The sequence below is a fragment of the Streptomyces sp. 1222.5 genome, from assembly GCF_900105245.1.
GTDB lineage: Bacteria > Actinomycetota > Actinomycetes > Streptomycetales > Streptomycetaceae > Streptomyces > Streptomyces albidocamelliae.
Genome location: NZ_FNSZ01000001.1, coordinates 5760864 through 5782373, shown reverse-complemented (window position 1 = coordinate 5782373; position 21510 = coordinate 5760864). Strand labels below are relative to the sequence as shown.

Sequence of the window (21510 nt, the reverse complement as noted above, 5' to 3'; positions counted from 1 at the left end):
GGCATGACGGCCGTCGTACGGATCCTGCTGCGCCGTGTCGCCCTGCTGGTACCGCTGCTGCTCGGCATCGTGCTGTTCGTGTTCCTGGTGATGCGGTTCTCCGACGTGGACCCGGCGTCCGCGTTCTTCCAGGGCGCCAATCCCACCCCGCGGCAGCTGCACGACTTCCGGGAGCGCAACGGGCTGCTGGATCCGCTGCCCGTGCGGTACGCCCACTTCGTCGGCGACCTGCTGCACGGCGACCTCGGCACCAGCGCCCTGACCCGGGCCCCGGTCGTCGACCAGGTGACCACCGCGCTGCCGCTCACCCTCCAGCTGACCTTCCTGGGCCTGGGCATCGCGGTGGTGCTGGCGCTGGCCGGCGGGGTCACGGCGGCCGTCCACCGGGACCGGGTGCCGGACCAGGTCGTCCGGGTCGTCTCGCTGGTCGGGGTCGCCGCCCCCGGGTTCTGGCTGGCGCTGCTGATGATCCAGTACCTGGCGGTGGAACGGGGCTGGTTCCCGACCGGGGGGTACATCAACCCGGCCGACTCGGTCACCGGCTGGCTGAGGACCATGGCGCTGCCCGCCTTCGCCCTCTCACTGCCGGTGGCCGCCCAGCTCACCCGGATCGTCCGGACGTCGGTGGTGGAGGAGCTGGACAAGGACTACGTCCGCACGGCGATCGGCGGCGGGCTGCCGCCGCGGGTCGTGGTCGGCCGGAACGTCCTCAGGAACGCGCTGGTCAACCCGCTGACCGTGCTGGGTCTGCGCGTCGGCTACCTCCTCGGCGGTGCCGTCGTCATCGAGACGATCTTCTCGCTGCCCGGCATGGGCAAGCTGATGATCGACGCCGTGCAGAACGGCGATCCGGCGGTGGTGCAGGGGGTGGTGCTCACCACCGCCACCGGGTTCGTCGTCGTCAACCTCGCCATCGACATCCTGTATCTGCTGGTCAACCCACGTCTGAGGGCGGCCTGATGGTCACGCGCGCGCGTCTTGCCGAACGGCTCTCGCGGCCCGGCGTCCGGCTGCGCGGCCGGCGCCGGCTGCCGCTGCCGTCCCGGATCGCGGTCTGCTTCCTGGGCTGCGTCGTCCTGGTCGCCGTCCTCGCTCCCCTGCTGGCCCCGGACGATCCGCTCGACCAGCAGGACCCGGTGGACGGCACCGGCCACCCGTCGGGCGCGCACTGGATGGGCCAGGACAGCCTCGGCCGGGACATCCTCAGCCGGCTGATGTACGGCGCCCGCTGGTCGCTGGCGATCGGGCTGGGCGCCACCGCGCTCGCCCTGGTCGCCGGCGCGCTGCTCGGCACCCTCGCGGCGACCTCCCGCAAGGCGGCCGACGAGACGCTGATGCGCTGCCTGGACGTGGTGATGGCGTTCCCGGGCATCGCGCTGGCGGCCGTGCTGGTGGCCGTGTTCGGCGGCGGCATCGGCGTGCTGATCTGCGCCATCGCCTTCCTGTTCACCCCGCCCGTGGCCCGGGTCGTACGGGCCAACGTCCTCGACCAGTACGGCGAGGACTACGTCACCGCCGAGCGGGTCATCGGCGCCCGGACCCCGCACATCGTGCTGCGCCACGTGGCCGTCAACTGCGCGGCCCCCGTGCTGGTGTTCTGCACGGTCCAGGTGGCCGAGGCGATCGTCTTCGAGGCGTCGCTGTCCTTCATCGGCGCGGGCGTACGGCCCCCCGACCCGTCCTGGGGCAGTGTCATCGCCGACGGCAAGAACATGGTGCTGACCGGCGGCTGGTGGGCCACCGTCTTCCCGGGCCTGCTGATCCTGCTCACCGTGCTGGCGCTGAACATCCTCTCCGAGGGGGTGTCCGACGCGTGGGCGGCACCGGCCCCCCGGGAGGTCGCGGTGCCCGAGGACCGGCTCCGGACGGCGGAGCCGGGCGGTGGCGAGGTGCTCCCGCTGCCCGGCCTGACGGAGGCCGCCCGGCGGCTGCGCGCCCGCGCCCGGCCGCTGCCCGACCGTGGCGGGCCGCCGGTGCTGGCGGTGGAGAACCTCACCATCGGCTTCCCGGACCGGCACCGGGGCGTGGACGTCGTCGCCGGAGTCGGCTTCGAGGTGTACCCGGGCGAAGTGCTGGGCCTGGTGGGCGAGTCGGGGTGCGGGAAGTCGCTGACCGCGCTCACGGTGATGGGGCTCCAGCCGGGGAGCGCGCGCGTCGGCGGCCAGATCCGCTTCCGTCGGCGCGATCTGCTCGCCGAGCCGATGCGGGTCCGGCGGCGGCTGCTCGGCCACGAGATGGCGATGGTGCACCAGGACGCCCTGTCCTCCCTGAACCCGGCCATGACCGTGCGGGCGCAGCTGAAGCAGCTCGTCCGCCGCGGGGGCCGGCGCAGCCCGCGGGAACTGCTGACGCTGGTCGGCCTGGACCCGGAGCGCACCCTGCGCAGCTATCCGCACGAACTCTCCGGCGGCCAGCGCCAGCGGGTGCTGATCGCCATGGCCCTCTCCCGCGAGCCGGGTCTGATCGTCGCCGACGAGCCGACGACCGCGCTGGACGTCACCGTGCAGGCGCAGGTCATGGAGCTGCTGCTGCGGCTGCGCGCGGAGCTGGGCTTCGCCCTGATCCTGGTCTCGCACGATCTGGCGCTGGTCGCCGACGTCACCGACCGGGTGGTGGTGATGTACGGCGGGCAGATCGTGGAGAGCGGGACGACCGCCGAGCTGGTGGCGGCGCCGGCCCACCACTACACGCGCGGGCTGCTCGGCAGCGTGCTCTCGCTGGAGTCGGCCGAGGAGCGGATGACGCAGATCAAGGGCGTCGTCCCCGCCCCGGCGGACTTCCCGGCGGGCTGCCGGTTCGCCGACCGCTGTCCGCTGGCGACCCAGGTGTGCCACGCGACCGCGCCGGTCCTCACGGGTCCGCCCGGGCACACGGCGGCCTGCCACCACCCGGCGGTCGCGCTGACGTCGGCGGAGAGCGAGGAGGCCCTGCAGTGACCGCTGTCGTCGAAGTCCGGGATGCGCACGTCGTCCACAGGGCGCGGAGCGGGGGCCTGTTCACCCGTGACCGGGTGTACGCCCTGACCGGTGCCGATCTCACGGTGGGCGCCGGTGAGACGGTCGGGGTGGTCGGGGAGTCGGGGTGCGGCAAGTCGACGCTGGCGAAGGTGCTCGTGGGCATCCAGCGGCCGACGTCGGGGACGGTGTCGTACCGGGGCCGCGAGCTGTGGTCGATGCCGCCCGCCGAACGCCGGACCACGGTCGGCGCGGGCACCGGCATGATCTTCCAGGACCCGTCGACCGCCCTGAACCGCCGGCTGCCGGTCGGCCGTGTCCTGCGCGACCCGCTGGACGTCCACGGCCGCGGCACCCGCGCCGAACGGGAGGACCGGGTCCGCGAGTTGATGGCTCTGGTGGGGCTGCCCGGCGCCCTCGCGGACGCCCTGCCGGGGCAGCTGTCGGGCGGGCAGCGGCAGCGCGTCGCGATCGCCCGGGCGCTCGCCCTGGACCCGGCCCTGGTGATCGCCGACGAGCCGACCAGTGCCCTGGACGTCTCGGTCCGCGCGCAGATCCTGAACCTGCTGCTGGACCTGAAGGACCGCCTGGGGCTCGCCCTGGTGTTCGTCAGCCACGACATCCAGACGGTCCGGCGGATGAGCGACCGGGTGATCACCATGTACCTGGGCCGGATCGTGGAGGAGACCCCGGCCGACCGGGTCACCGACAGCGCCCGGCACCCGTACACCCGCGCCCTGTTCTCCGCCACGCCGGGCCTGCTGGACCCGGTCGACCCGATCCCGCTGACCGGGCCGGTGCCGTCCGCGACCCGCCCGCCGAGCGGCTGCGCGTTCCGCACCCGCTGCTGGAAGGCCGACGACGTGTGCGCCGGGGCGATGCCGGACTTCTCGGCCGCGTCACGCCCCGGACACCGGTTCCGCTGTCACCATCCTGTCCAGGAGGACCTGCCGACCCGAGACCTAGCACGCCAGGAGCCCTGAATGACCTTCCCCGCCCCGCTGACCGGTGTCGTCCCGCCCGTCTGCACCCCCCTGACGCCGGAGCGCGAGGTGGACCTGCGCTCGCTGCTCCGGCTGGTCGACCACCTGGTGGAGGCGGGGGTGCACGGGCTGTTCCTGCTCGGCTCGACGTCGGAGGCGGCCTTCCTGACGGACCGGCAGCGGGCCCAGGTCGTGGCGGCCGTGACGGCGCACGTGGCCGGTCAGCTGCCGGTCCTGGCCGGGGCCATCGACATGACCACCCCGCGCGTCCTGGACCACGTCACGGCGGTCACCGCGGCCGGCGCGCAGGCCGTCGTCGTCACCGCACCGTTCTACGCCCGCACCCACCGCGCGGAGATCGTCCACCACTACCGCCGGATCGCCGCCGTCAGCCCCGTCCCGGTGATCGCCTACGACATCCCCGTGGCCGTGCACACCAAGCTCCCCGCCGACCTGGTGCTGGGGCTCGCCGGGGACGGCGTGCTGACCGGGATCAAGGACTCCAGCGGGGACCTGGCGGCCTTCCGGGAGCTCGTCACCGGCGCCCGCGGCCACGCCGGGTTCAGCGTGCTGACCGGCTCGGAGCTGATCGCCGACTCCGCGCTCGCGCTGGGCGCCGACGGTGCCGTGCCGGGCCTCGCCAACGTCGACCCGCACGGCTATGTCCGCCTCTACCGCCAGTGCCGGGCCGGCGACTGGGAGGGCGCGCGGACCGAGCAGGAGCGGCTGTGCGCACTGTTCGCCGTCACCGCCGTCGGCGATCCCGCCCGGATGGGCGGCAGTTCGGCGGCACTGGGCGCGTTCAAGGCGGCGTTGCATCTGCGCGGGATCATCGACTGCCCGGTGACGGCGGAGCCGCAGGTCCCGCTGTCGGGCGAGGAGGTCGAGCGCATCGGCAAGCACCTGGCGGCGGCCGGACTGCTCTAGGGGGCGTCGTCCGGATCAGCCCGGGCCCGCCCCGGTCCGAACGAACCCCCTAGGCCAGGCGAAGTCTGCGGAACTCGATGCCGTCGTAGGGGCCGGTGGTGCCGGTCTCGTAGAGGATGCCGAGCGTGCCGTCGCCGAGCGGCACCAGGTCCGAGTAGGCGGCCGGCCGGTCCGAGACGGTGAGCAGCCTGGTGAAGGTGCGGCCGGCGTCGGCGCTGGACCAGAGCGCCATGGCGCGGCGGGCCGTCGGCACGGAGGGCGCCGAGAACAGCAACCTCCGGTCCGGGCCGTCGAGTTGCAGGACGCTGCCCTCGACCATGGGCACGTCGTCCAGGGTGGGCTGGGCGGCGTAGGGGCGGTCGAGGGTGGCGCCGCCGTCGCCGGAGTAGGTGTCCAGGCGGTTCCCGGGAGCGCTGCCGTTCTGGTCGCGGGAGCTGAAGTACAGCCGGCCGTCGGTGAGCTGGGTGGCGGTGGTCTCGTTGGCGTTGGTCACGCCGTCGTGGCCGCCGGTCGTGAACCCGAGCCGCCAGGTGCGGCCGCCGTCGTCGCTGTAGAGCGCGTGGCCGCCGTAGTAGCGGGGTTCCCGGCCGGTGTCGCCGGAGCCGGCGGGCGGGGCGGTGGAGTGGTTCGCGGGGACGACCAGACGCCCGGCGTGCGGGCCCCGGGTGAGGGCGACGGCGTGGCCGGGTCCGGTGGCGTACCAGCGCCAGTCCGGCCGCCCGGCCTCGGCCGTGATGTCGCGCGGGGGTGTGAAGTGGCGGCCGTCGTCCCGGCTGCGCTGCACGAACACCCGGCGGCCCTGTGCAGGCGCGGCCTCGCCGCGCATGATCTGCGCCTCGGTCACCGCCCCGCTGTTGGCGCAGGTCACGAGGACGACGGCCCCGGTGCGCGGGTCCACCACCGGTGCGGGGTTGCCCCGGGTGTCGCCGGCGCCCGCAGCCACCACCCGCAGCCGGCCCCAGGTGCAGCCACCGTCGGTGGAGCGGCGCAGCACGACGTCGATGTCACCGGTGTCGCCCGCTCCGTCGTGCCGGCCCTCGGCGAAGGCGAGGACGGTGCCGTGCCGGGTCCGGACCGCGGCGGGGATGCGGTAGGTGGCGTAACCGCCCTGTCCGGACACGTACGGCGCGGAGGAGACGCAGCCGGCCGCGGCGTGCGCGGGCGGGTGGACGGTGAGCGAGGTGAGGAGCGCGAGGGTGGTGAGGAGGGTGCGGCTCAGCGGTGTCACGCACCCATGCTCCCCGGAATCACCAGCCCCGACTCGTAGCCCACGATGACGAGCTGGGCCCGGTCGCGGGCGCCGAGTTTGCCCATGATCCGACTGACATGGGTCTTGGCGGTGAGCGGGCTCAGCCCCAACGCCTCCGCGATCTCAGTGTTGTTGAGGCCCCGGGCGACCAGGGTCAGCACCTGACGCTCCCGGTCCGACAGGCACTCCGGGCCGCCCGTGTGCGGGGTCGTGGGGCTGCGCAGGAACCGCTCGATCAGCCGTGCCGTGGGCCCGGGCGAGAGCAGCGCCTCGCCGGCGGCGACCGTGCGGATCGCGTCGAGCAGGTCGGCCGGACGGGTGTCCTTCACCAGGAAGCCGGAGGCGCCGGCCCGCAGGGCGTCGACGATGTTCTCGTCGGTGTCGTAGGTGGTGAGGACCAGCACCCGCACCCCGGCCAGGTCCTCGTCGGCGGCGATGCGCCGGGTGGCCTCGATGCCGTCGAGTCCGGGCATGCGGATGTCCATCAGCACCAGGTCGGCGCGTTCGGTGCGGGCGAGTGCGACGGCCTCCGCGCCCGTGGCCGCCTGGCCCACCACCAGCATGTCCGGCGCGGACTCGACGAGCATCGCGAACGCGGCCCGCACGAGGGTCTGGTCGTCGGCGAGCAGGACTCGGATCATCGGATCTCCCCCAGGGGCAGTACGGCGCTCACCTCGAAGCCCGGTCCGTCGGCGCGCGGTCCGGCCTCGACGGTGCCGCCGACGCTGCGGGCGCGTTCCCGCATGCCGACGAGTCCGAAACCGGGCAGGCGCCCTTCGCCGACGGCACCGCCGGTGCCGTCGTCGGTGACCCGGACGCGCAGGACGCGCACCGAGCCCTCGGCCTCCTCCTCTTCGTGCACCCGCACCCGCACGGTCAGGTCCTCCCGGCCGCCGTGGCGCACCGCGTTGGTGAGGGCCTCCTGGACGATCCGGTAGGCAGCAGCACCCACGGCGGGCGGCACCTCGCCGGCCCGGACCGTGAGCTCGGCGGTCACGCCCGCCGCCTTCGCCAGGTCGGTGAGGCCGTGCAGGCCGGGCAGCGGCCCGCGGGCGTCCGGGGTGCCGGGGTCGCGCAGCACCTCCAGGGTGGTGCGGAGTTCGCCGCGGGCCGTGCGGCAGGTCTCGGCGATGTCGTCCAGGGAGCGGGCGACGGCCGTCCGGTCGAGGCGGTCGGGGTCGGCGGCCAGGACGTGCGCGGCGACCGAGGTCTGCACGCCGATGAGGGTGATGCTGTGGGCGAGGAGGTCGTGCAGGTCGCGGGCGATGCGCAGGCGCTCCTCGGCGACGCGGCGGCGGGCCTCCTCCTCGTGGGTGCGTTCGGCGCGCTCGGCCCGTTCCAGCGCGGCGGCGGTGTTCTCCCGGTGGACGCGGAGGTAGCCGCCGAGGACGAGCATGGAGACGATCCAGCCGGTGATCTGGAAGGTCACCGCCAGCCCGGCCACACCGTGGTCGATCTTCAGGACGACCATGAGGGCGACGACGGCGACGCCGACGGCGGCCGTGCGCCGCGGGCTGCCGCCGGCCGCGACGGTGTAGAGGATGACCATGGAGGCGGCGGTCGGCGCGGAGTGGTTGTAGTCGAGCTGGTGGTAGCCGGCGATCAGCGCGATCATCACCGTCAGCGCGGTCAGGGGCGCCCACCGGCGCCAGGCCAGCGGCACGTGGAGGGCGAGCAGCAGGACCCAGCCGAGGGCGTCCGGGTGCCGGCCGGTGCCGAGGGTGACGGCGACGAGGGAGGCGAGCGCGGCGAGTCCGGCGGCGAGGCACGCGTCCTGCCGCAGGGGGTCCAGAGACGCGAAGGCCCGTCGGGGCCGGAGGGTGGTGATGGTTGCCTGCACGGGGTTCATCCTCCGGTAGGCGGGCACCCCCGCCGAGGGCAGGGGTGCCCGGGGTCAGGCCACGGGTTCCGGGACGCGCCCGGGGGCGGTGGACGGCGCCCTGGACAGCCGCCCCGGCCACCACACCCGGCGTCCGAGTGCCACGCTCGCGCTGGTCACCAGGTAGGTGCGGACGAGGAAGGTGTCGAGCAGCACGCCGGCGGCGATGACGAAGCCCAGCTCGACCAGGGGCACGAGGCCCATGTTCGTCAGCACGGCGAAGGTGGCGGCGAGGACCAGCCCGGCGGAGGCGATGACCCCGCCGGTGGTGCGCAGCGCGGTGAGCGCGGCCTCGGCCGGCTCGCTCCCCCGCAGGGACTCCTCCCGCATCCGGTGCATGAGGAAGATGCCGTAGTCGACGCCCAGGGCGACCAGGAACACGAAGGACAGCAGGCCGAGTCCGGGGTCGGTGCCGTGGAAGCCGAACAGCGGCCCGAAGACGAGCCCGCCGAGGCCGAGGGCCGCACCCCACACGGCGACCACGGCGGCCACCAGGACCAGCGGGGCGACGAGGGAGCGCAGCAGGGCGGCCAGGATCAGCAGCACGGACAGCAGCACGAGGGGGACGACCACCATGCGGTCGCGGGCGTCGGTGTCGCGCAGGTCGAGCTGCTGGGCGCTGGGCCCGCCGACGTGGGAGCCGGGCAGCCGGTGGCGCAGTGCCTCGATGGTGGCGGTCTCGGCGGCGGACTGGGGCGGGGCGGAGGCGGTCACCGTGATCTCGGTCCAGCCGCCGCCGGTACGGCCCCGCCGTGCGTCCGCCACTCCCCGGGTGTCCCGGACGGCGGTCAGGGCCGCGTCGGCGTGCGCGGCGGGGGTCAGCACCTCGATGGGCTGCGCGGAGCGCTCCGGGTAGGCCTCGGCGACGGTCTCCATCGCGGTGACGGAGTCGGGCCGGTCCACGAAGGTGTCCAGCTGCTTGAGGGTGCCGGGCAGGGAGAGGGCGCCGAGCGCGAGGGCGCCGAGCAGGGCGGCGCCGGTGGCGAGGACGGTCAGCGGGCGGCGCCCGGCGGAGGAGCCCATCGCCGCGAACAGGGAGCGGCGGGCAACGGGCGTGCTGCCGTGGGCGGGCACGAGCGGCCAGAACACGCGGCGGCCCAGCAGCACCAGGAGGGCCGGCAGCAGGGTGAGCATCGCGGCCAGGGCGCACAGCACGCCGGCGGTGCCGAGCGGGCCCATGCCGCGGCTGGAGTTGAGGTCGGCGGCGAGCAGGCACAGCAGGCCCGCGGCGACCGTGCCGGAGGAGGCGAGGACGGCGGGACCGCAGCCGCGCAGCGCCGCCCGCATGGCGTCGTGGGGCAGTTCGTGGCGGCGTAGTTCCTCGCGGTAGCGGGAGACGAGGAGCAGGGCGTAGTCGGTGCCGGCGCCGAAGACGAGGATGGTCATGATGCCCGCGCTCTGCCCGGAGACGGTGGTGCCGAAGGCCTGGTTGAGGCCGTAGGCGGCGGCGCGGGCCAGGAAGTCGGAGAGGCCGGCGACGGTGAGCGGGACCAGCCACAGCAGCGGGCTGCGGTAGATGAGGACGAGCAGGACGGCGACGACACCGACGGTGGTGTAGAGCAGCGGGCCGCCGAGGGAGGCGTAGACGCCGGAGGCGTCGGTGGCGAGAGCGGCCGGTCCACCGGCCCGTACCGTCAACCCGCCCTTGTCGTGGGCGAGTCGGCGGACGTCGTCCACGAACGCGTCGCGCTTCTTCTCGTCCGTGCCGGGCTCGTTGCCGGCGACCGGGTACACGAGGGTGGTGCCGTCGGCGGACGGAATGCCGCGCGGGGTGCTGGTCAGGGTGTGCCGGTGGGCGACGGCGGCGACCTGTCCGGCCGCCGTGGCCCGGTCGGCGGCGGTGAGTCCGCCGGCACGGTGGTAGACGAGGACCAGCTCGGTGGTCTGACCGCCCGGCAGACGGTCCTGGAGCTCGGCGACCTGGGTGGAGTCGGCGGACGCCGGGAGGTAGTCGGTGGCGCGGTCGTGCTGGACGTCGCCCAGCCTGGCGGCGAACGGTGCCGCGACGGCCAGCAGGACCACCCACAGTCCCACCACCAGCCACGGCAGCCTCCGCCGCCCGCGTGTCGCACGTGTTGTCGCGGCCCCCATGAGGATCGGGCCTCCCCTCCGGTACGGATGTCTGGACACGGCTCCAGACTTCCGCCGGGAACGGCGGCGCTCGTCGGGCGAGGGGGCGACTTCGCGGATACTGCCGGGGGTGGCCGGGGCGCTCCGCTACTCCCGGGGGAGTAGCGGGCGGCGGCGGTCAGGAGGGCGTGCGGGCGGCCGCCAGCAGGCGGGCCACGTCGTCGGCGCAGATGGTCAGGGCCGCGCCGACGGTGGTGAGGGCGTCGCGTTCGGCGGGGGTGTAGGGGCCGTCGGCGAGGGCGATGCGGGCGGCCTGGAGGAGCAGGGCCTCCCGGCCGGCCGGGGCGAGGTGCGGGGCGAGCGGGTCCAGGGCCTCGTGCAGCTCTATGGTCAGGCTCGCGCCGCAGGGCTGCTCGAAGACCCGGCCGGTGTCGGCGGCGAGCGCCTCGACCAGGGCGGCGAGCTGGTCCTCGGTGCAGTCGTCGAAGCCGGCCGCGCGTACCGTGCCGGCGGCCGTCTCCAGGGCCGTACGGGAGCAGGTGCCGCCCGCGGCGAGGACGGCGAGGGCGACGGTGTGCACGGCGTCGCGGAGCATCGTGGAGAAGCGGCGGGTGGTGGGGTGGTCGAGGGCGTCCGTGCCGTGGTGGCGGTGGCAGGACGCGCACTCCACGACCGGTCCGGTCACCCCGCGCGGCAGCAGCGGCACGCCCAGCAGGGTGAGGCGGCGGCGCCCGGTGAGCCGCTGGTAGTTGCGGTCGCCTCCGCAGCCGGGGCAGAAGAACTCGCCGTCGCCCACGGGTGTCCATGCGGTGCGGGTGCCCAGGATGCGCGCAGCCCTGGCGGCACGGCCGTCTCGTCCCCGTACTGGCAGCACGTCGCACCTCCGTAACCGCACGGCAACATCGCCGCACTGGCGTGATGTTAGCCACATCATGGAGGTGGAGTCAGTACCCCGTACGAGACCTTTCCGTGACCTGGGGGGTGCGATGGCCGACAATCGACGTCGCCCTGACCGCCGTTCACAGCGGTCAGGGCGTCGAAACAGCCGGTCAGAGGGGTCAGCGGGTCGCGCGGTTCACCGCGGAGACGACCGCCTTCAGTGAAGCACGCGTCGTGTTCGCGTCGATGCCGATGCCCCACAGAACCTTGTCGCCGATCGCGCATTCGATGTAGGAGGCGGCCTGCGCGGAGGCGCCCTCGCTCATCGTGTGCTCCTGGTAGTCCAGCAGGCGTACGTCGACGCCGACGGACTCCAGCGCGTCGAAGAAGGCCGAGATCGGGCCGTTGCCGGAACCGGTCAGGACCGTGTCCTCGCCGTCGACGGTGGCCTCGACGGTCAGGGTGTCCACGCCGTCGGTGTCGGTGGTCGACTGGCCGGTCCTGACCTGGATGCGGCCCCAGGGGTTCTCGGGGTTCGGCAGGTACTCGTCCTGGAAGGCCGCCCAGATGTCCTTCGGCGTGATCTCGCCGCCCTCGGCGTCCGTCTTCGCCTGGATGAGCTTGGAGAACTCGATCTGCATCCGGCGCGGCAGGTCCAGCTTGTGGTCGTTCTTCAGGACGTAGGAGACACCGCCCTTGCCGGACTGCGAGTTGACGCGGATGACGGCCTCGTAGGAGCGGCCGACGTCCTTCGGGTCGATCGGCAGGTACGGCACCGCCCACTCGATGTCGTCGACGGTGACGCCCTTGGCCGCCGCGTCGGCCTCCATGGCGTCGAAGCCCTTCTTGATGGCGTCCTGGTGGGAGCCGGAGAAGGACGTGTAGACCAGGTCGCCCACGTACGGGTGGCGCGGGTGGACCTCCATCTGGTTGCAGTACTCCCACGTACGACGGATCTCGTCGATGTCGGAGAAGTCGATCTGCGGGTCGACGCCCTGGGAGAACAGGTTCATGCCCAGGGTGACCAGGTCGACGTTGCCGGTGCGCTCGCCCTGGCCGAACAGGCAGCCTTCGACGCGGTCGGCGCCGGCCATCAGCGCCAGCTCGGCGGCGGCGACGGCCGTGCCGCGGTCGTTGTGCGGGTGGACCGACAGGCAGACGTACTCGCGGCGGGACAGGTTGCGGCCCATCCACTCGAAGCGGTCCGCGTGCGTCGACGGGGTCGAACGCTCCACCGTGGCGGGCAGGTTGAGGATGATCTCGCGGCCCGGGCCCGGCTGGTAGACGTCCATCACCGCCTCGCAGACCTCCAGGGCGAAGTCCAGCTCGGTGTCGGTGAAGATCTCGGGGCTGTACTGGTAGCCGAACTCGGTCTCGGGGCCCAGCAGTTTCTCGGCGTACTCCATCACCAGGCGGGTGCCGTCGACGGCGATCTGCTTGATGTCGTCCTTGGAGCCGCGGAAGACCACCCGGCGGAAGACCGGGGCGGTGGCGTTGTACAGGTGGACGGTGGCCCGCTTGGCGCCCTTCAGGGACTCCACGGTCCGCTCGATCAGGTCCTCGCGGGCCTGGGTCAGTACGGAGATCGTGACGTCGTCCGGGATCGCCCCCTCCTCCTCGATGATCGAGCGCACGAAGTCGAAGTCGGTCTGGCCGGAGGCGGGGAAGCCGACCTCGATCTCCTTGTAGCCCAGGGCGACCAGCTGGTCGAACATCCGGCGCTTGCGCTCGGGGGACATCGGGTCGATCAGGGCCTGGTTGCCGTCGCGCAGGTCGGTGGAGAGCCAGCGGGGGGCGGCGGTGATCCGCTTCTCGGGCCAGGTGCGGTCCTGGAGGTCGACCTGCTCGTAGCGGCCGTACTTGTGGATCGGCATGGAACTGGGCTGCTGGCGGTTGGCCATGATGCGTAAGGCTCCTCTGGATGACCGGAAGGACGGCCGACGACGCAACGCCAAGCTCCGCGGGGAGGGAGTCGGCCTCGACTACAGGCCCTCGCCGCGGCAGCTAAGAAGAAGCAGCCCGTAACGCATGATGCTCCGCAGCCTAGCCGAGCCGTCGCGGACGAGGTGGGTCTGTTCCAGTATGCGGGACCGGCGTCACAAAATGGACAAAAAGTGCGCCGTACCACACCGTCACGCTGCGTGGCGCTCGGTGTCCCGGTATTTCACCAATCATGGTTGCGAGTAGTGACATCGCTGTCACGCAGTGCAAGGGTGCCGGGCATGACGACCAACGGGGGCTCTGTGCCCGTCTTCTGCACGATCGTGCCGCCCCATGTCCTCGACCGGCTCGCCCGGGCCGAGGACCCCGGACTGTCCGGACCGGCCCGCCGGTCCCTGGAGCACGACGCCTACCAGCGCACCAAGCGCCGCCTGACCACGGTGATCGGCGCGCCCGCCGCCGCCCCGCCGGCCGGCGGCGCCGCCGACCGGCCGCACCGCACGATCTACGACGCCGGCCACACCCAGGACCTGCCCGGCACCGAGGTCCGCGAGGAGGGCTCGGAGGCCGGCTCCGACGCCACCGTCAACCGGGCCTACGCGGGCCTCGGCGCCACCTTCGACCTGTACCTGAAGGCGTACGGCCGCCACTCCATCGACGACGAGGGGCTGCCCCTCGACGCCACGGTCCACTTCGGCGAGGGCTACGACAACGCCTTCTGGAACGGCGAGCAGATGGTGTTCGGGGACGGTGACAACGAGATCTTCCTCGACTTCACCATCCCGGTGGACGTCATCGGCCACGAACTGACCCACGGCGTGACCCAGCACACCGCGAACCTGGAGTACTTCGGGCAGTCCGGGGCGCTCAACGAGTCGCTCTCCGATGTGTTCGGCTCGCTGATCAAGCAGTACACGCTCGGCCAGACCGCCGCCGAGGCCGACTGGCTGATCGGCGCCGGGCTCCTCGCCCCGCGCGTCACCGGCACCGCCCTGCGCTCGATGAAGGCCCCGGGCACGGCGTACGACGACGACGTCCTCGGCAAGGACCCGCAGCCGGCCACCATGGACCACTACGTGCGCACCGGCCGCGACAACGGCGGCGTGCACATCAACTCCGGCATCCCGAACCACGCCTTCTACCTGGCCGCGGCCGCCCTCGGCGGTTACGCCTGGGAGAAGGCCGGGCAGATCTGGTACGACGTGCTGACCGGCGGTGAGCTGAAAACGGAAGGCCTGTTCGCCGACTTCGCCACGCTGACGGTGAAGGCGGCCCGCGAGCGGTACGGCGCCGGGGACGAACTCCAGGCCGTGCAGAAGTCCTGGGAACAGGTCGGGGTGCGGACGCTGTAGTTCCGTACTACACAGGGAGCCATGCGTATTCGAGTACGGCGCACGGGCGGCTTCGCGGGCATCGAGCGCCTGGCCGAGATGGACACCTCGGGCCGCCCGGACGCCCACGAGTGGGAGAGCCTGGCCGAACGCGTCCTCGCGTCCGGCCGGGCCGCTCCGCCCGCCGGCGTCCCCGACGGCTTCCGCTACGAGATCACGGTGGACGGCCGCACCGTCCACACGGCCGACCCCCGACTCAGCGAGCCGGAGCGGGAGTTGGTCTCCCGGGTACTGAAGGAGGGTGCCTGACGAAGGGCGCCCGGCCACTTCTCAGCGGGCCGCTTCCCACTCCTCGCGCAGGAGCCCGAAGAGCACCTCGTCGTGCCACTCGCCGCCCACGAGCACCGCTGCCCGGCGGCGCCCCTCCTCGGTGAAGCCCAGGCGGCGGAACGCCCGCTGGGCGCGCTCGTTCCCGCTCCAGGTCTCCAGCTCGACCCGGTGCAGCCGGCAGGCGCCGAACAGGTGGTCCAGCAGCAGCGACAGCGCCTCACCGCCGTGGCCGGTGCCCCACAGGTCCCGCTCGCCGATGGTGATCCCGACCGTGGCCCGCCCGGCGAACGGGTCCAGGCCCCGGTAGTCGGCCATGCCGACCGGCCGGCCGCTCCCCAGCTCCTCGACGGTGAAGGTGGCGCCGTCGCGCGGGTCCTCGCGCAGGCGGCCCTCGTGGAACCGCTCCATGGCGGCACGGGTCACCGGGCCGAAGCCCGGATGGCCGCCGGTCGCCCAGTGGGCCACCTCCGGGTCGTTGCGCCAGCGCAGCTGGGCGTCCAGGTCCTCGGCGCGCAGGGCGCGCAGTCGCACGAGCTTGCCTTCGATCATCCGATGATCATAGAACCCTCCGCGGGACCGCGGCCCGTCCAGCGCAACCGGCGCTTCGCGCACGGGCGTTGACGTGAGTTACCTGGGGTAAGGATGATCCGGCCATGGCGACTGACGCAGGCGATCCGATGCCCCGCTTCCCGGACGGCTTCCTGTGGGGTGTCTCGACCTCCGCCCACCAGATCGAGGGCGCGGCGGAGGACCGCGAGCGGTCCGTGTGGGACGACTTCACGGACGTCCCCGGGCGGGTGAAGGACGGTTCGACGGCGGCGGTCGCCTGCGACCACGTCCACCGCTACCGGGAGGACGTGGCACTCCTCGCCGGGCTCGGCGTGAACGCCTACCGCTTCTCCGTCTCCTGGCCCCGGGTGAACTCCCCCGGCGGACTCGACTTCTACGACCGCCTCGTCGACGAGCTGTGCGCGGCCGGCGTACGCCCCGTGCCCACTCTCTTCCACTGGGACCTGCCCGCCTCGCTGGACTGGCTGCGCCGGGACACCGCAGCCCGGTTCGCCGAGTACGTGTCGGTGGTGGCCGGACGGCTCGGTGACCGGGTCGGCACCTGGATCACCCTCAACGAGCCCGCGGAGCACACGCTCCTCGGGCACGCGCTCGGCACCCACGCCCCCGGCCGCAAGCTGCTCTTCGACGCCCTTCCGGCCGCCCACCACCAGCTCCTCGCCCACGGGCTCGCGGTGCGGGCGCTGCGCGCGGCCGGCGCGACGGACATCGGCATCGCCAACTCCCACGGCCCGACCTGGCCCGCCTCCGGGGCGGCGGCCGACGTGGAGGCGGCCGGCTTCTACGACCTCCTGCTCAACCGCCTCTTCGCCGAGCCGGTCCTGCTGGGCCGCTACCCCGACGGCATGGGCGAACTGATGCCCGGGGACGTGGAGTCCGACCTGGAGGTCATCGGCGAACCGGTCGACTGGTACGGCGTCAACTACTACGCCCCCACCCGGGTCGGGGCCCCCGGGGGCGGCGAGTCCGAGTACGGCGGCGTAGCGCTGCCCGACGAACTCCCCTTCTCGCTGCGGGAGATCGAGGGGCGCCCGGTGACCGACTTCGGCTGGCCGGTCGTGCCCGAGGGCCTGACCGAGTTGCTGTGCGGCTTCCGCGAACGCTACGGCGACCGGCTCCCGCCGATCGTCGTCACCGAGAACGGCTGTTCCTACGAGGGCGTCGACGACCAGGACCGCATCGCCTACCTGGACGCCCATCTGCGCGCCCTGCACGCCGCGTCGGAGGCCGGGGTGGACGTGCGCGGCTACTTCGTGTGGTCCCTGATGGACAACTTCGAGTGGGCCGAGGGCTACGCCCGCCGTTTCGGGCTGGTCCACGTCGACTTCGCGACCCAGCGGCGCACCCCGAAGGCGTCCTACCACTGGTTCCGGGACGTGCTGCGGAACCAGGGATGACCACCGGCGGTGCCCCGGCCGCGCTCGCCGAGCCCACGGTCCGGGTGGGCCGGGGCTGGACGGCGGCGCTGTCCCTGGCCAACGGGGCGATCTGGGTGGGCTGGTTCGGTCCGCTGCAGATCCTGCTCGCCTCCCAGGCGGAGGACTTCGCGCCCGGCTCCGGGATGTCGAAGGAGACGGTGCTGGCCTGGGTGACCGGCGCGGGCGCGGTGGTCTCCCTGGTCGCGAACCCGCTCTTCGGCGCCCTGTCGGACCGTACGACCGCCCGGGCGGGCCGCCGTGCCCCGTGGATCGTGGCCGGGACGGCGGGTGGCGCGCTCGCGCTGCTGCTGCTCGCCGGCGCGGGCGGGGTGGGGACGATGGCCGTCGGCTGGTGCCTGGTGCAGCTCACCCTGAACGCGGCCTTCGCGGCGGTGACCGCGGCCGTGCCCGACCGGGTGCCGCGGCTCCAGCGGGGCACGGTGGGCGGCTGGCTGGGCGCGGCGCAGGTCCTGGGCGTGGTCGCCGGCACGGGACTGGCCGCGGCGGCGGGCGGCGTCCGGGCCGGGTACGCGGCCTGCGCGGTGTTCACGGTGGTGGGCGTGCTGCCGTACCTGCTGTGCCACCGGGACCTGCGGCTCGCGCGCGCGGACCGCCCGGAGTGGTCCTGGCGGAGCTTCGCGGCCGGGTTCCGGATGAGTCCGCGCCGTCATCCGGATCTGGCCTGGGCCTGGCTGACCCGGTTCCTGATCAACCTCGGCAACTCGCTGGTGCTGCTGTACCTGCTGTACTACCTCCGCGACCGCCTGCACCATCCCGACCCCGACCGGGGCGTGCTGATCCTGACGGCCGTCAACAGCCTCACCCTGACGGCGACGGTCGTGATGGGCGGTATGTGGTCCGACCGGGTGGGCCGGCGCAAGCCGTTCGTCGTCTGGTCGGGGGTGCTGATGGCGGTGGCGACGGCGCTGCTGGCCGGCCTCCAGACCTGGCCGGGCGCGATCGTGGCGGCGGCCGTGCTGGGTGTCGGCTTCGGCGTGTTCACCTCGGTCGACTTCGCGCTGATGACCGATGTGCTGCCGAAGGCCCTGGACCGGGGCAAGGACCTGGGCGTGATCAACGTGGCCAACGCCCTCCCGCAGGTGGCCGCCCCGGCCCTGGCCGCCCCGATCGTGACCCACCTGGGCGGCTACCGGGCGCTGTACCTGTTCTCCGCAGTGGTCGGCCTGGCCGGCGCGGTGCTGGTGAACCGGATCAGGGGCGTGAGGTGACCCTCAGAAGCCCAGTCGGCGCAGCTGCTTGGGGTCTCGCTGCCAGTCCTTCGCGACCTTGACGTGCAGGTCGAGGAAGACCGGTGTGCCGAGCAGGGCCTCGATCTGCCGGCGGGACTTGATGCCGACGTCCTTCAGGCGCTTGCCCTTGGGGCCGATGATGATGCCCTTCTGACTGGGGCGCTCGATGTAGACGTTGGCGTGGATGTCCAGCAGCGGCTTGTCCGCCGGACGGTCCTCGCGCGGCAGCATCTCCTCGACGACCACCGCGATGGAGTGCGGCAGCTCGTCGCGGACGCCCTCCAGGGCCGCCTCACGGATGAGCTCCGCGATCATGACCTGCTCGGGCTCGTCGGTGAGGTCGCCCTCGGGGTAGAGGGCCGGGCCCTCGGGCAGCAGCGGGATCAGCAGGTCCGCCAGCAGGTCGACCTGCTTGTTCGCGGTCGCCGACACCGGGACGATCTGCGCCCACTCGATGCCCAGCTCCTTGCCGAGCTGGTCGATCGCGATGAGCTGCTCGGCCAGGGCACGGGAGTCGACGAGGTCGGTCTTGGTGACGATGGCGACCTTCGGGGACTTGCGGATGCCGGCCAGTTCCTTGGCGATGAAGCGGTCGCCGGGACCGATCTTCTCGTTCGCCGGCAGGCAGAAGCCGATCACGTCGACCTCGGCCCACGTCGTGCGCACGACGTCGTTGAGCCGCTCGCCGAGCAGGGTGCGCGGCTTGTGCAGGCCCGGGGTGTCCACCAGGATCAGCTGCGCTTCGGGCCGGTGCACGATGCCGCGCACCGTGTGCCGCGTCGTCTGCGGCTGGTCGGCGGTGATCGCCACCTTCTGCCCGACCAGAGCGTTCGTGAGGGTGGACTTGCCGGCGTTGGGGCGGCCCACGAAGCAGGCGAAGCCGGCACGGTGGGCGGACTCGGCCGGCTGCTCGGATGACTGGGTACGAACGCTCATGGCGTTCATTGTCCCTGATCCACGGGACCGCGCCGCACCAGCCGCCGTGACCGCCCCTCGCCGGCCCCCGACGCCGTGAGCTTCCGGAAACCGGCGCGCAACGAAACGTCACGGAAACACACCTGTACGCGACCGGAAACCGGCACCGGTGACGCTCTGACGAGCCCCCACACCGTTGGAGACGCCCGTGACCCTCGCCGCCGCGCACGTGAACACCGGCGACACCGCCTGGCTGCTCGCCGCGACCGCCCTCGTCCTGCTGATGACCCCGGGCCTGGCCCTCTTCTACGGCGGCATGGTCCGCACGAAGAGCGTCCTCAACATGCTGATGATGAGCTTCGTCTCGATCGCCCTGGTCACGGTGGTGTGGCTGGCGGCGGGATATTCGCTGGCCTTCGGCGGGGACTCCTTCGCGGGGCTCGTCGGCGGCCTCGGCCACTCCGGCATGCGCGGCCTCGGCCCGGACAGTGTCCACGGCACGGTGCCGACCCTGCTCTTCGCGACCTTCCAGCTGACCTTCGCGATCGTCACGGCCGCGCTGATCAGCGGAGCCGTCGCCGACCGGGCGAAGTTCTCGGCCTGGCTGGTGTTCGTACCGGTCTGGACCCTCCTGGTATACGTTCCGGTCGCCCACTGGGTGTGGGGCCCGGGCGGCTGGATCGTCGACCGGCTCGGCGCGCTCGACTTCGCGGGCGGTATGCCCGTCGAGATCGCCTCCGGCGCCTCCGGACTGGCCCTGTGCCTGGTCCTCGGGCCGCGGCTCGGTTTCAAGAAGGACGCCATGCGCCCGCACAACCTGCCGATGGTGATCCTCGGCGCGGGTCTGCTCTGGTTCGGCTGGTTCGGCTTCAACGCGGGCAGCGCGCTCGGCGCGAACGGTCTCGCGGCCGCCGCCTTCCTCAACACCCTGGCCGCGGGCTGCACCGGCCTGCTCGGCTGGCTCTTCGTGGAGCAGAGGCGGGACGGCCACCCCACCACCCTCGGCGCCGCCTCGGGCGCGGTCGCCGGTCTCGTCGCGATCACGCCCTCCTGCGGCACGGTCTCGCTGCTCGGCGCCCTCGTCGTCGGCCTCGCGGCGGGCGTGGTCTGCAGTTACGCGGTGAGCTGGAAGTTCCGGCTGAACTACGACGACTCCCTCGACGTCGTCGGTGTGCACCTGGTCGGCGGTGTCATCGGCACCCTGCTGATCGGCCTGTTCGCCGAGCGGGCGATGACGGGCGGCACGGAGGGGCTGTTCTACGGCGGCGGGCTCGTCCCGCTGGGCAGGCAGCTGCTCGCCGTGGCGGCCGTCGCGCTGTACGCCTTCGGCGTGACGTACGGCCTGGGCCGGCTGCTCGACAGGGTGATGGGCCTGCGTGCGAGCGAGGACCAGGAGCACACCGGTCTGGACCTTACGGTGCACGCCGAGACGGCCTACGATCACGGGGTCCTGGGGCACGGCGCCCCGGTCTCCCACTCCGTCCTCACCGGCACCAGCGCGCAGAAGGTCGACACGCAGGCATGAAGCTCATCACCGCGATCGTCAAGCCGTACCGTCTGGACTCGGTCAAGACCGCCCTCCAAGAGCTGGGGGTGCAGGGTCTGACCGTGACCGAGGCGAGCGGCTACGGCAGGCAGCGCGGCCACACCGAGGTGTACCGGGGTGCCGAGTACCGGGTCGACCTGGTGCCGAAGGTGCGCATCGAGGTGGTGGTGGAGGACGCGGCCGCGGACGACGTGATCGACGCGGTCGTCAGGGCCGCGCAGACGGGGAAGATCGGGGACGGGAAGGTGTGGTCCGTGCCCGTGGAGACGGTCGTGCGGGTGCGGACCGGCGAGCGCGGCCCCGACGCGCTCTGACCAGCAGCACCCCGGTCACCACGCCCGCCGCGAACACCAGCGTCGCGAGCAGCCAGGGCAGCGCGAGGAAGGAGGCGCTCGCCGACTCCCGGGTGCCCGGCGCGCGCACGGTCAGCGTCACGTCGGCCCGGTCGAGCTGGGGCGCCCCGTGCCAGGTCTCGGTGAGCCGCACCTGCTGTCCGGGCAGCAGCTCGGAGGGCACCCGGGTGAGTTCGCGGTCGAGCAGCGTCCGGCCGAACAGTCCGCGCGCGGCCAGCCGTGCCTTGGGGTGGAGAGTGACGTTCCCGGTGTTGCGCAGGGTGTAGGAGACCGTCGCCGTGCTGTCGCCGAAGCCCGGCATCGCGGGCTGGTGGTGGCCGATCCGCAGGTGCTCGACGGACAGGGCGCCCAGCGTGGGCCCGCCGACCCGGAGGTAGACGCGGGCGCCGACGGCCCGTCGCACACCGAGCGCGAGTGCGCCGGTGCCGGGGTCGACCCGCTCGTCGAGGGCGACGATCGCGCCGGGGTGGTCGCCGGGTTCGGCGCCGTCGGGGACGCGCAGGGTGAACGGCACGGTGACGGTCCGGTGTCCGGGCACGGTGATCCGTGACTTCGTGGGCCGCGCCCAGGCGCCGACCCCGCGCATGCGTTCCCTGACCGTGCGCACGGCGAACCCGCCGTCGCGGGCGGTGTTGTAGGCGTCGGCCGCGTAGAGCCGGAAGGTGAGCGGCCGGCCGGTCTTGTTCTGGACGGCGACCTTGTCGGTGAGGGTCTGGCCGGGGTCGGCGGAGAGGTAGAAGTAGGGGCGCGCGGCGACCTTCGAGGCGACCGGGTAGACGGACCAGCTGCCGTTGTCGGCGGCCCGTGCCGGTGTGCCGAGGAGGCCGAGGAGGCCAAGAAGGAGGGGGAGCAGGCTCAGGAGGAGGACGTACGGCTTGCGCATGGGTGCGGACCCCTCGTGGGCTCGGGGTGGTG

At 73.1% G+C, this 21510-nt stretch carries 19 protein-coding genes; 10 read left to right on the top strand and 9 right to left on the bottom strand.

The window, feature by feature from the left end:
* Positions 1-3: 3 nt before the first annotated feature.
* From BLW57_RS26065 to BLW57_RS26050, 4 genes are read left to right on the top strand one after another with little or no spacing between them, the layout of a single operon-like run.
* Entirely contained in the window at positions 4-960 is a 957-nt protein-coding gene (locus tag BLW57_RS26065) for an ABC transporter permease (RefSeq protein WP_093477805.1), read from the top strand.
* Entirely contained in the window at positions 960-2936 is a 1977-nt protein-coding gene (locus BLW57_RS26060) for a dipeptide/oligopeptide/nickel ABC transporter permease/ATP-binding protein (protein WP_093477804.1), read from the top strand. The genes BLW57_RS26065 and BLW57_RS26060 overlap by 1 nt, the downstream gene beginning before the upstream one ends.
* Entirely contained in the window at positions 2933-3937 is a 1005-nt protein-coding gene (locus BLW57_RS26055; protein ID WP_093477802.1) for an oligopeptide/dipeptide ABC transporter ATP-binding protein, read from the top strand. The genes BLW57_RS26060 and BLW57_RS26055 overlap by 4 nt, the downstream gene beginning before the upstream one ends.
* Positions 3938-4864, top strand: a complete 927-nt coding sequence (locus tag BLW57_RS26050; protein WP_093477801.1) for a dihydrodipicolinate synthase family protein — start codon at positions 3938-3940, stop codon at positions 4862-4864.
* Positions 4865-4913: 49 nt separating this feature from the next.
* Here the strand turns inward: BLW57_RS26050 and BLW57_RS26045 are convergent, their stop codons facing one another.
* The 6 genes from BLW57_RS26045 to leuA form a co-directional block, all read right to left on the bottom strand.
* Entirely contained in the window at positions 4914-6092 is a 1179-nt protein-coding gene (locus tag BLW57_RS26045; RefSeq protein WP_093477799.1) for a sialidase family protein, read from the bottom strand.
* On the bottom strand, positions 6089-6754 hold the full coding sequence (locus tag BLW57_RS26040) for a response regulator (RefSeq protein WP_093477798.1): 666 nt from the start codon (positions 6752-6754) through the stop codon (positions 6089-6091). Before BLW57_RS26040 ends, BLW57_RS26045 begins: the two co-directional genes overlap by 4 nt.
* Complete coding sequence (locus BLW57_RS26035) at positions 6751-7962, bottom strand: sensor histidine kinase (RefSeq protein ID WP_093477796.1); 1212 nt, start codon at positions 7960-7962, stop codon at positions 6751-6753. Before BLW57_RS26035 ends, BLW57_RS26040 begins: the two co-directional genes overlap by 4 nt.
* 45 nt (positions 7963-8007) lie before the next feature.
* On the bottom strand, positions 8008-10083 hold the full coding sequence (locus BLW57_RS26030; RefSeq protein WP_093477795.1) for an MMPL family transporter: 2076 nt from the start codon (positions 10081-10083) through the stop codon (positions 8008-8010).
* A 157-nt stretch (positions 10084-10240) separates the two neighbouring features.
* A complete protein-coding gene (locus BLW57_RS26025) occupies positions 10241-10936 on the bottom strand; it encodes a tellurite resistance TerB family protein (protein WP_093477793.1) in 696 nt (231 codons plus the stop codon).
* 184 nt (positions 10937-11120) lie between these two features.
* On the bottom strand, positions 11121-12842 hold the full coding sequence (leuA, locus tag BLW57_RS26020; protein ID WP_093477792.1) for a 2-isopropylmalate synthase: 1722 nt from the start codon (positions 12840-12842) through the stop codon (positions 11121-11123).
* Between the two features lie 321 nt (positions 12843-13163).
* On the opposite strand from leuA, the gene BLW57_RS26010 reads away from it, so the two are divergent.
* Positions 13164-14234 carry a M4 family metallopeptidase gene (locus BLW57_RS26010; RefSeq protein ID WP_093477790.1) on the top strand — a complete coding sequence of 357 codons (1071 nt, stop codon included), beginning with the start codon at positions 13164-13166 and terminating at the stop codon, positions 14232-14234.
* A gap of 21 nt (positions 14235-14255) precedes the next feature.
* Positions 14256-14522, top strand: a complete 267-nt coding sequence (locus tag BLW57_RS26005) for a protealysin inhibitor emfourin (protein WP_093477789.1) — start codon at positions 14256-14258, stop codon at positions 14520-14522.
* A 21-nt stretch (positions 14523-14543) separates the two neighbouring features.
* Here BLW57_RS26005 and BLW57_RS26000 read toward each other — a convergent pair whose 3' ends face one another.
* Positions 14544-15092, bottom strand: coding sequence for a GNAT family N-acetyltransferase (locus BLW57_RS26000; protein WP_093477787.1), 549 nt, complete (start codon positions 15090-15092; stop codon positions 14544-14546).
* 104 nt (positions 15093-15196) lie between these two features.
* Between BLW57_RS26000 and BLW57_RS25995 the strand changes: the two genes are divergently transcribed.
* Both BLW57_RS25995 and BLW57_RS25990 read left to right on the top strand, forming a co-directional pair.
* Complete coding sequence (locus tag BLW57_RS25995) at positions 15197-16510, top strand: GH1 family beta-glucosidase (RefSeq protein WP_093477786.1); 1314 nt, start codon at positions 15197-15199, stop codon at positions 16508-16510.
* Positions 16507-17760 (top strand): MFS transporter, encoded by a 1254-nt coding sequence (locus tag BLW57_RS25990; RefSeq protein ID WP_093477784.1) that lies wholly within the window; start codon positions 16507-16509, stop codon positions 17758-17760. The genes BLW57_RS25995 and BLW57_RS25990 overlap by 4 nt, the downstream gene beginning before the upstream one ends.
* Before the next feature lie 3 nt (positions 17761-17763).
* Here BLW57_RS25990 and era read toward each other — a convergent pair whose 3' ends face one another.
* Complete coding sequence (gene era / locus BLW57_RS25985; protein WP_073894154.1) at positions 17764-18717, bottom strand: GTPase Era; 954 nt, start codon at positions 18715-18717, stop codon at positions 17764-17766.
* Positions 18718-18904: 187 nt separating this feature from the next.
* On the opposite strand from era, the gene BLW57_RS25980 reads away from it, so the two are divergent.
* Together BLW57_RS25980 and BLW57_RS25975 are read left to right on the top strand one after the other, a co-directional pair.
* A complete protein-coding gene (locus BLW57_RS25980) occupies positions 18905-20221 on the top strand; it encodes an ammonium transporter (protein WP_093477782.1) in 1317 nt (438 codons plus the stop codon).
* Positions 20218-20556 (top strand): P-II family nitrogen regulator, encoded by a 339-nt coding sequence (locus BLW57_RS25975; protein WP_093477781.1) that lies wholly within the window; start codon positions 20218-20220, stop codon positions 20554-20556. The genes BLW57_RS25980 and BLW57_RS25975 overlap by 4 nt, the downstream gene beginning before the upstream one ends.
* On the opposite strand, the gene BLW57_RS25970 is transcribed toward BLW57_RS25975, so the two are convergent.
* Positions 20450-21478: a WxL protein peptidoglycan domain-containing protein gene (locus tag BLW57_RS25970; protein ID WP_093477779.1), complete on the bottom strand. Its 1029-nt coding sequence runs from the start codon at positions 21476-21478 to the stop codon at positions 20450-20452. The two genes, BLW57_RS25975 and BLW57_RS25970, sit on opposite strands and share 107 nt — an antisense overlap.
* Positions 21479-21510 lie beyond the last annotated feature (32 nt).